Below are 7,976 nucleotides of genomic sequence, written 5' to 3'. Positions count from 1 at the left end.
GCGGATTACCCGGCCGATAAACAACTCCGATCGGGTTACTCTTCCCCAGAAAGCGCACCCGCTCGCGCGTCCCGAATTTGACCGCGGTCCAGCTCCTCCAAGTCTTCCGATGAACCGCATGATGCTGATCTTAAAGCGTAGTCCCGATCAGACCGCGCAGCTCAAAACCCTTCTCGACTCGCAGTTGCGCGCGTCGTCGCCGCAGTATCATCAGTGGCTCACGCCCGAGCAATTCGGAGCGCGCTTCGGAGCGGCGGATCAGGACCTCAACACTGTTACAGCTTGGTTGCAATCACACGGCTTTACGGTGCACGGAACGGCCAAGGGAAAGGGGACGATTGAGTTTTCCGGAACTGCGCAACAGGTCAGCGAGGCGTTTCACACTGCCATCCATCGCTTCGTGGTGAACGGGGAAGAACACTGGGCGAGCACTGTTAGCCCGAGCATCCCAGCCGCGCTTGCTCCGGTGGTCGGCGGAGTCTCGACACTGAATAACTTCCGCCTCCAGGCCCGAGGGATCAATCGGACCATTAAATCCTATCCGCTATATACGGCCTCCGATGGTAATCACGCGCTCGCGCCCACCGATTACTCCACGATCTATAACATCAATCCGCTGTACCAGCAGGCCCCAGCCATCGACGGCACGGGCGTTACGATTGCCGTGGTTGGCGCAACCTATATCGACCCGCAGGACATTACCGATTTCCGCAAAGAGTTCGGCATAAAAGCTTATCAACCACAGATTATGTATCCGTACGGGCAGCCGACGAATAGCGAGCCGCAAGCGGAAGGTACGCTCGATGTCAGTTGGTCGGGGGCGATTGCTCCGGGAGCCGCTATCAACTTCGTCTCCATTCCCGACACCTTCGCGGATAGCGGTCTGCTGCTGGCCGAGAATTATATCGTCGATAACAATCTGGGCGACATCATCACCGAAAGCTTCAGTCTATGCGAAGCGGGTTCGTACCCGGCGCTCAATACTTACATCGAATCCATCCGCGAGCAGGCGGCCGCTCAAGGCATGACTTATATTGTTTCGGCCGGTGACAGCGGTCCTTACGGATGCGACGCTTTCGATACCGAACTTACGGTTTTCGATCCCTCGCTCACCTCCGTCAACTTACTCGCGTCCTCTCCTTATGTAACAGCAGTGGGAGGAACGATGTTCAACAATGGCGCTAATCCGACCGAGTTTTGGAGTCCGGCCACGCGCCTGCCATTCGGTACCGCTAAATCGTACGTACCGGAAGACGTGTGGGATGAAAGCTGCGACTCAACCTTCTGCTTCATGAATATCCTCGCCGGCAGCGGCGGTCAAAGCTCCGTTTACCCGAAACCCTCGTGGCAATCGGGAGTACCCGGGATTCAGCAAGATGGAACCCGCGACCTTCCGGACGTTTCGTTAACAGCGGGCAGTCTCGTCCCGTACCTCTTTTGCCTGAGTGGTTCCTGCGAAGCCGGCGGGTTATACGCAGCGTCGGGGACATCTGCGGCCGCCCCGTCGTTTGCGGGCATTATGGCCCTGGTTCGCCAGAAAGCCGGTACCCGGTTGGGCGCCATCAACCCACAACTGTACGCGCTGGCCGGCGCTGAAAATTACGCGAACTGCAACGGCTCCGCGAACGCGGTTGCTTCCACATGCATCTTCAACGACATCACGGTCGGCAACAACGCGGTGAACGGAGAGCCTAACTTCGGCACATCCTCCGCGCTCTATCAAGCTACCGTCGGTTACGATATGGCTTCGGGACTTGGCTCAGTCAATGCCGCGAACCTGGCAAATAACTGGAACCTTTCCGGGGAGCAGCCCACAACCACCACGCTTTCTATCTCGCCAACCACTCTCGTTCACGGCGCCGCAGCGAACATGACCATCTCAGTGGCTCCCACAAGCGGCGCCGGAGTGCCCACCGGCCCGGTTGACCTGAATAGCTCAACTGTTAGTTTGGGTTCCTTCTTGCTTTCTTCGGGTACCGCCCAGTCGTCTACTGTTCCGCTAGTCGGCGGAACTTACACAGTTTCGGCAGTATACGGGGGCGATGGTAAGTTCGCGCCGAGCACTTCGAATTCGGTATCGGTGTCCGTCTCGCCGGAGCCGAGTATGATCGTTACTCAAGCCGATGAAGCCGACCTTACTTGCGATTTTAGCCCCTTCTGCCCGGTCACGAGCGCGCCGTTTGGAAGTCCCGTGGAACTCGGAGCGCAGGTTAGTGGTGTTTCCGGAGTGGGCGTTCCGACTGGAACCGTGACTTTCACCGATAGCGCGTCGACGACCGGTGGATCGCTGGTTTTGAACAATGACGGCTCCTCCATTTTCAACACCAGCTCCTTAGCCGTTGGGGCTCACACGATAACCCTGACTTACCCTGGCGATACCAGCTTCATGCCGTCTACCGCGCCATTAACGTTGACGATTACGCCGGCTACGACGACGGTGGTTCTAACCCCGGGTTCGTTCTGCGGCACTCCAAATACTTCGTTCCCGTTAACTGGATTGGTTGCGTCACCCTACAACCTGGTTCAAGAGGGCACGCTTACGGTGACGTCATCAAACCCGCAGATTACCGCGCCCGCAAGTGACCTGACGGATCTGACGCTCCCCTCCTTGCCTGCTGGTCTAAATACGATTACAGTAAGTTACAGCGGCGATGCGAACTATCTACCAAGTACAAGCTCGGTTGTCGTAAACATCTCTTCCGGCACCTGCCTGGCCGCGATGGTAAATGCTGCGGACTATCAACCCGGAGTCGCTCCCAAAGAAATCGTCTCTATCTTCGGTGAGAACCTCGGATCATCCAGTGGCGGCGCAACGGGGACACCGCTGCCTCAAACTCTCAACGGCGCTTCAGTCTCGATCACGGACAGCTTCGGGAATACCCAACCCGCCGACCTCTTTTATGTCTCGCCTACGCAGATCAATTGCGCAGTGCCGGCTAATCTCGCAAGCGGGGCCGCTACCGCTCAGGTCACCGGGCCACAGGGCGTGAGTCAGTTCCCGATTCAAATTTCGACTATCTCGCCCGCGCTCTTCTCGGCGGACGGATCCGGATCGGGACTCGCCTCGGCTGAGATCGTGCGCGATCACCAGAATCAGCTAACGACCACTGTCGTGACTAACACTCCGCCCGCATTCAACGGGGACAATCTATACCTCGTTCTGTTCGGGACGGGATTCGCTAACGTATCGCCCCGGGATACGGTCGAGATTATGTTCAACGGGCAAATTACCTTCCCGTCCTATATCGGCCCGCAGAGTTCCTTCGAAGGACTGGATCAGATCAACGTCCCGCTTCCTCCCTCGCTCGCGGGGGAAGGACAAGTCAGCATCCAGGTGATGATCAACGGGTTGTTTTCTAACGTCGTTACTGTACCTTTTTAATAGACCGCTAGACGGTCAGCGCCGATGTGCAGAATGCGCAACGTTTGGCCGCGATGGGGATCTCGCTCATGCATTCCGGGCAACGCTTGGTGGTCGGATCGGCGGGCGCGGCCCCGCGGCGCATGCGCGCCATAACCGTGTTGACGGGCAATACCACGAAGAAGTAGACCGCTGTCGCGATGAGCAGAAACGACACGAGGGCGTTGATGAAATCCCCAATCAGGAAGCGGCTTCCGTTGATGGTGAACACCAGGCTGGAGAAGTCCGGCTTACTCACCAGCGCAGCTATGATCGGTGTGATCAGATCCTTTACTAGCGCCGTTACAACTGCGCCGAAAGCGGCGCCGATGACGACCGCCACGGCGAGGTCGATCACGTTGCCTCGCATTAAGAACTGCTTGAATCCCTTCACTTAGTCTCCTTGCCCGGCGACCCTTCCTTTCGGTCGGGCTCGGAACGTCGAATCCACTAGGGTAGCACCGCCCGATGTACGGAGTTACAAACTCAACTAGCCTGAGTTAGTGGCTGCCGCGCTTAGCGCCCGCGGTTTCCAACATCGCGATCACGCGAGGTAAGTCGGCGCCCGGCGTTGGATCGGTCATTCGCGACGCGTGCTCCGCCCACCCGAGTGGCGTGCCCTGGTACTGCATATCTTTCACTTCCAGCGGCGCGTTTCGCTTCAGCAGCGCTTCCACCATGCGAGTGTTGCCGTGCCATGCGGCCCAATGAAGCGCCGTCGCGGTTAGTTTCTCGTCTTCAAATTGCGGAGCATCATCACCGGCTAATAAGTTCGCGATAAGTTCCGTGTCGTTTTCCAGCGCCGCAGCTACGAGCTGTAAGTCGGGCGGCGTGTAGGCATTCAGCAGATCTTTGATAGGTTGGTTGTCCCCGGCGACGTTGTGCGCGGTCTTGAACTGGCCGATCGTCCAGTAGTAAATCGTCCCCCCGCTTTCCGGATTTTCCTTTGGAAAGTAGTGTTCCGTGACGGCGACGTAGATCGACTTCGGGTCGGACTCCAAATACTTACGCACGAGTTCCACATCACCGAGCGCCGCCGCCATCAGAATGTCGGTCTGGCAGCCTTTCGAAACCAGACAGCGGGCGACTTCTTTGCGATCGCGAAGCATGTACTGCGCGGGCGTTGACTCGTGGTCGATATCCCGCGCGTCGATCTTTGCGCCCCGATCGAGAAGGAGTGCGGCGGCCTCCACGCTCGCGGCGAAGTGCAGCGGCGTTTGCCCGTCGCCGCCGCGCGCGTTCACGAGCTCCGGGTTCGCATCGAGCATCGCGGTCAGTTCCGTAACGCGATTGAGGCGCGCGGCGGAGTGCGCGTCCAGCGTCGCGCCGCGTTCGATAAGTTGCGGCGCGATCTCTACCGGCGCCGTGTCGAGTACACCGAAACTACCCGCCCACCAATGCGTTCGGCCGTTGATATCGGCGCCCGCTCCCAGCAGCACGTCGACCAGCGCGAGATTACCTTTGGTGGCAGCCCGGACCAGCGGAGTGATCCCGAACCCATCGCCGATCAGCGGAGCGTCAAGGTGCGACTTCATCGCTGGAGACCGATCCAGCACCGCGATTACGGCGCCCGGATCGCCCGTCGCGATGGCTTCGGCTAAGGCCGCTTCGCTCATGCCATAACTTTGAGCAGCGCGGTCTGGAACTTAGCCATCTCCGCCGGCGTTCCGATCGTGATGCGGCTATAAGTCGGCCAAGCCGGCCATACGCGCCCCACATAGATCTTCTCCGCCTGCATGGCTTTGACGAACTCGCCTGCCGGACGCTTCGTGTCCAGCATGAAGCAGTTCGATTCCGAAGGCACAAACGCGATGTTGTTCTTCTGCAGAAAGCTGAACACGTCTTCCCGCAGGTTCTTCATATTGGTCTTGCGCTCAGGAACCACGGTCTTCGATTCCAGACTCGCGGTAGCTCCGGCCATGCCGGTCGTCGGAAGCGCGCCCGCTGCATAACCTGTGATGCGCTCCAATAGGTCGGGGCGTCCGAATGCGGCGCCCGCGCGCAATCCAGCCATCCCGTAAATCTTCGAAAACGTGCGCAGGATGATGAGGTCTTTATCGGCCGCCACCAGGTCCGAACAAGGCGTCGCGCTCGAGAAGTGAATGTACGCCTCGTCGAGGAGCACCACCGATCCCTTGGGCTTATTCTCGATCAGCCATTCGATATCCGCGCGCGGCGTCAGGGTGCCCGTCGGATTGTTCGGGTTGCAAACGTAGATCACGCCGGCATTCGGGTCCGCCGCGGCCATGGCGCGGACATCGTGCGCGTACGTCTTGGTCAGCGGGATCCGGATCGATTTTGCGCCGGCGAAATCGGCTGCGCGGAATCCGGCTTCATAACCTGGATCGGCCACGACGTACGGCTTCGAGGCCGAGGTATAAGCGAGCACCACGCGATGCAGCGGATCGCTGGAACCGGCAAACGGGAGAACATAACGCGGCTTCAGATTCTCCTGCGCAGCGATGGTTTGAGTGAATTGCGCGGTCAGGTCGTACATATACCGGCCGCCCCTGGCAGCGATGCTCTGGACGGCGTCCAGCGCTTGCGGACACGGACCCAGCGGGTTCTCGTTCGCGTTGATCTTGACCGCGTCGGGCGGGATCGGACCGGTCTGGGAAAGCTGAGCCAACACGGGCTCGGTGGCGAAAGGAAGAGCTGCGCCGGCGGCAAAGAACCCGGCGAGGCGTTGGAAATCGCGGCGTGAGATGCCGCGCGCGAGGAGACCGTCGTTGTGTTGCATGCAGTTTTCTCCGTGGGAATATTGTCGCAGAGATTCCGTTGCAGGTTGAAGCCACACTTCGCGCCCTGATGTTATTCGACGTCGCCGACGGCATCCAGTTGGACCTCGTATCGGGGCTGTTGGGCGGCAGCGCCGATTCCGGAGTGCGGAGCTTCGGCCGGACAACGTCGCAGACCGCGCCGTCACCCGAGTACGTGCGGTTCGAACGGCCGCCGGTGATTGAGCACGACCCCGAAGGCCGTATCCGCTACTACGAGTACGGCGTGATCAGCGTGGAACTCGATACCGCGTTTTCCGGCGACATCGAGCAGTTGGTGCAAGCTTCCAGCCGGTGGATCTCGGACTCGCAGGCGGAAACACGCGCGCGGGAACTGCTGCGGTGCCGCGTGGAGCGGGCAGCCGGCGCCATGACCAATCCGTATGCCGACTGGATGAGTGAAGACTACTATATTGTCCTGATGCCGAATTTGCAGTTTGACGCGCAGGAGTTCGTCGATAAGTGCGGCATGCAGATTGCGCAGATCGTGCGCGGCGAGTCGAAGCTACTCGCCGATGAAGAGCGGCAGGACGTATTGAAAGCCCGCATCTCTTACTACGCGAATGACCTCGCCGTGATCGGATGGTCGGCCGCCCTGATCTGCGACACGCCCAGCGGTGCGCTGCCGATCGTGCAGTTAGTCGAGTACGCCAATACTCAGTTACTCGAATACCGGCACTATGACGACTTACTCACGCGCGTCTTAGCCGACGTGTATCGCGACCTTGACGAAGGTACGGGCTTCTGGGCCCGGTGGCGGATGGGACGGCGCGCGGCGCGCCTCAATACGATTCGGCTCGAAGTGATCGAGTTGACGGAGCGCACGGACAATGCAATCAAGTTTCTGAGCGATATGTTTTACGCGCGGCTCTACCGGCTCGCCGCGCGACGCGTGGGAGTACCGGACTATCGCAACTTAGTGGATGAGAAGCTGCGCACGGCGGGCGAGTTATACCAGTTCATGACCGATCAGTTCCAGCAGGGGCGCGGCTTCGTGCTGGAAGTCATGGTCGTGGTCATCCTTGTAATTGAGCTGGCGTTTTTGTTTCGCGGGAAGTAGATTTCCGTCGGGCTTTCCGCGCGTGGTAATTTTGCGCTTTCATCCGGTTCCCGCATAGCTTCATATCGCACCATCGGCGCGTATGGTTCTTGCTGGTATCGAGGAATAACCAGCCGCAAGTCTCTTTGGCGCAACTTCGCATTCGTGCCATACGATCGGAAAGCAGGAGATCGGCCGCGGTTTGCGCGAGCGTCCACAACGGCAAAGCAAGGTTTACCTTTTGCGGCCATCGCCAGATCAATAGGTCCGCGTCGATCCAGAGTTTCCGAACCGCGCTCGCTTGCTTGAAGTAAGCTTCCAGAGTTTCGCGCTTCCCGTTCGGGATTTTCGCGCCGCTCAACCAAGCGTAAGCGACGTCAGCCAAAGCTTCCCGCAGGTCGATCGCTTGCGCGAGAACCCGTTTGCGCTCCTCGTCGCCGGAGGGCAAGTTCCTTAACGCCCGGGCCTGCGCGCCGGTGATTAAGCCGGATTCAGTAGTGAACCGGAGCAGTTCGGCGTAGCTCACCAGCAGCTCTTGCGGGCGTTCGTTGAAGCGATTGTCCAACGTATTCACGAAATCGAGTGCAGGGTTGCCGGCAACCAACTCAAACGGTTTCGCGATCTCACCTTTCGTCATATTTAACCACCAAAATTCATTTTACAGGTTATCAGGAAGCAGGTATACTGTAACCAGTGATGAGCACTTTAACGGTTACACCGAAAGCGGCGAGCAAACGGTTCGACGCGCGCGTTCTCGCCG

At 59.0% G+C, this 7,976-nt stretch carries 6 protein-coding genes; 2 read left to right on the top strand and 4 right to left on the bottom strand.

What is annotated here, in order from left to right; genetic code table 11:
• Positions 1-4: 4 nt before the first annotated feature.
• Positions 5-3,382: an Ig-like domain repeat protein gene (locus H1Y01_RS16300; RefSeq protein ID WP_367399796.1), complete on the top strand. Its 3,378-nt coding sequence runs from the start codon at positions 5-7 to the stop codon at positions 3,380-3,382.
• 7 nt (positions 3,383-3,389) lie between these two features.
• Here H1Y01_RS16300 and mscL read toward each other — a convergent pair whose 3' ends face one another.
• From mscL to H1Y01_RS16285, 3 genes are all read right to left on the bottom strand, one after another.
• Positions 3,390-3,794 (bottom strand): large conductance mechanosensitive channel protein MscL, encoded by a 405-nt coding sequence (mscL, locus tag H1Y01_RS16295; RefSeq protein WP_180541566.1) that lies wholly within the window; start codon positions 3,792-3,794, stop codon positions 3,390-3,392.
• Positions 3,795-3,900: 106 nt separating this feature from the next.
• A complete protein-coding gene (locus H1Y01_RS16290; protein WP_180541565.1) occupies positions 3,901-5,016 on the bottom strand; it encodes an ankyrin repeat domain-containing protein in 1,116 nt (371 codons plus the stop codon).
• Positions 5,013-6,140, bottom strand: a complete 1,128-nt coding sequence (locus H1Y01_RS16285; RefSeq protein ID WP_180541564.1) for a pyridoxal phosphate-dependent aminotransferase — start codon at positions 6,138-6,140, stop codon at positions 5,013-5,015. Before H1Y01_RS16285 ends, H1Y01_RS16290 begins: the two co-directional genes overlap by 4 nt.
• A 38-nt stretch (positions 6,141-6,178) precedes the next feature.
• On the opposite strand from H1Y01_RS16285, the gene H1Y01_RS16280 reads away from it, so the two are divergent.
• Positions 6,179-7,237 (top strand): hypothetical protein, encoded by a 1,059-nt coding sequence (locus tag H1Y01_RS16280; RefSeq protein WP_219341616.1) that lies wholly within the window; start codon positions 6,179-6,181, stop codon positions 7,235-7,237.
• On the opposite strand, the gene H1Y01_RS16275 is transcribed toward H1Y01_RS16280, so the two are convergent.
• Complete coding sequence (locus H1Y01_RS16275; protein WP_180541563.1) at positions 7,194-7,853, bottom strand: CGNR zinc finger domain-containing protein; 660 nt, start codon at positions 7,851-7,853, stop codon at positions 7,194-7,196. The genes H1Y01_RS16280 and H1Y01_RS16275 overlap by 44 nt on opposite strands.
• Positions 7,854-7,976: the final 123 nt, after the last annotated feature.

The sequence above is a fragment of the Nevskia soli genome (genome assembly GCF_903970205.1).
Lineage (GTDB): Bacteria > Acidobacteriota > Terriglobia > Bryobacterales > Bryobacteraceae > Bog-113.
The sequence above is the reverse complement of the archived record's forward strand: the minus strand, read 5'-3'. Positions and strand labels throughout refer to the sequence as shown.

Bases quoted from the DNA above. Each gene is read 5' to 3' on its own strand.
- H1Y01_RS16285 (WP_180541564.1), bottom strand. From the start codon at position 6,140: ATGCAACACAACGACGGTCTCCTCGCGCGCGGCATCTCACGCCGCGAT.
- H1Y01_RS16290 (WP_180541565.1), bottom strand. From the start codon at position 5,016: ATGAGCGAAGCGGCCTTAGCCGAAGCCATCGCGACGGGCGATCCGGGC.
- H1Y01_RS16275 (WP_180541563.1), bottom strand. From the start codon at position 7,853: ATGACGAAAGGTGAGATCGCGAAACCGTTTGAGTTGGTTGCCGGCAAC.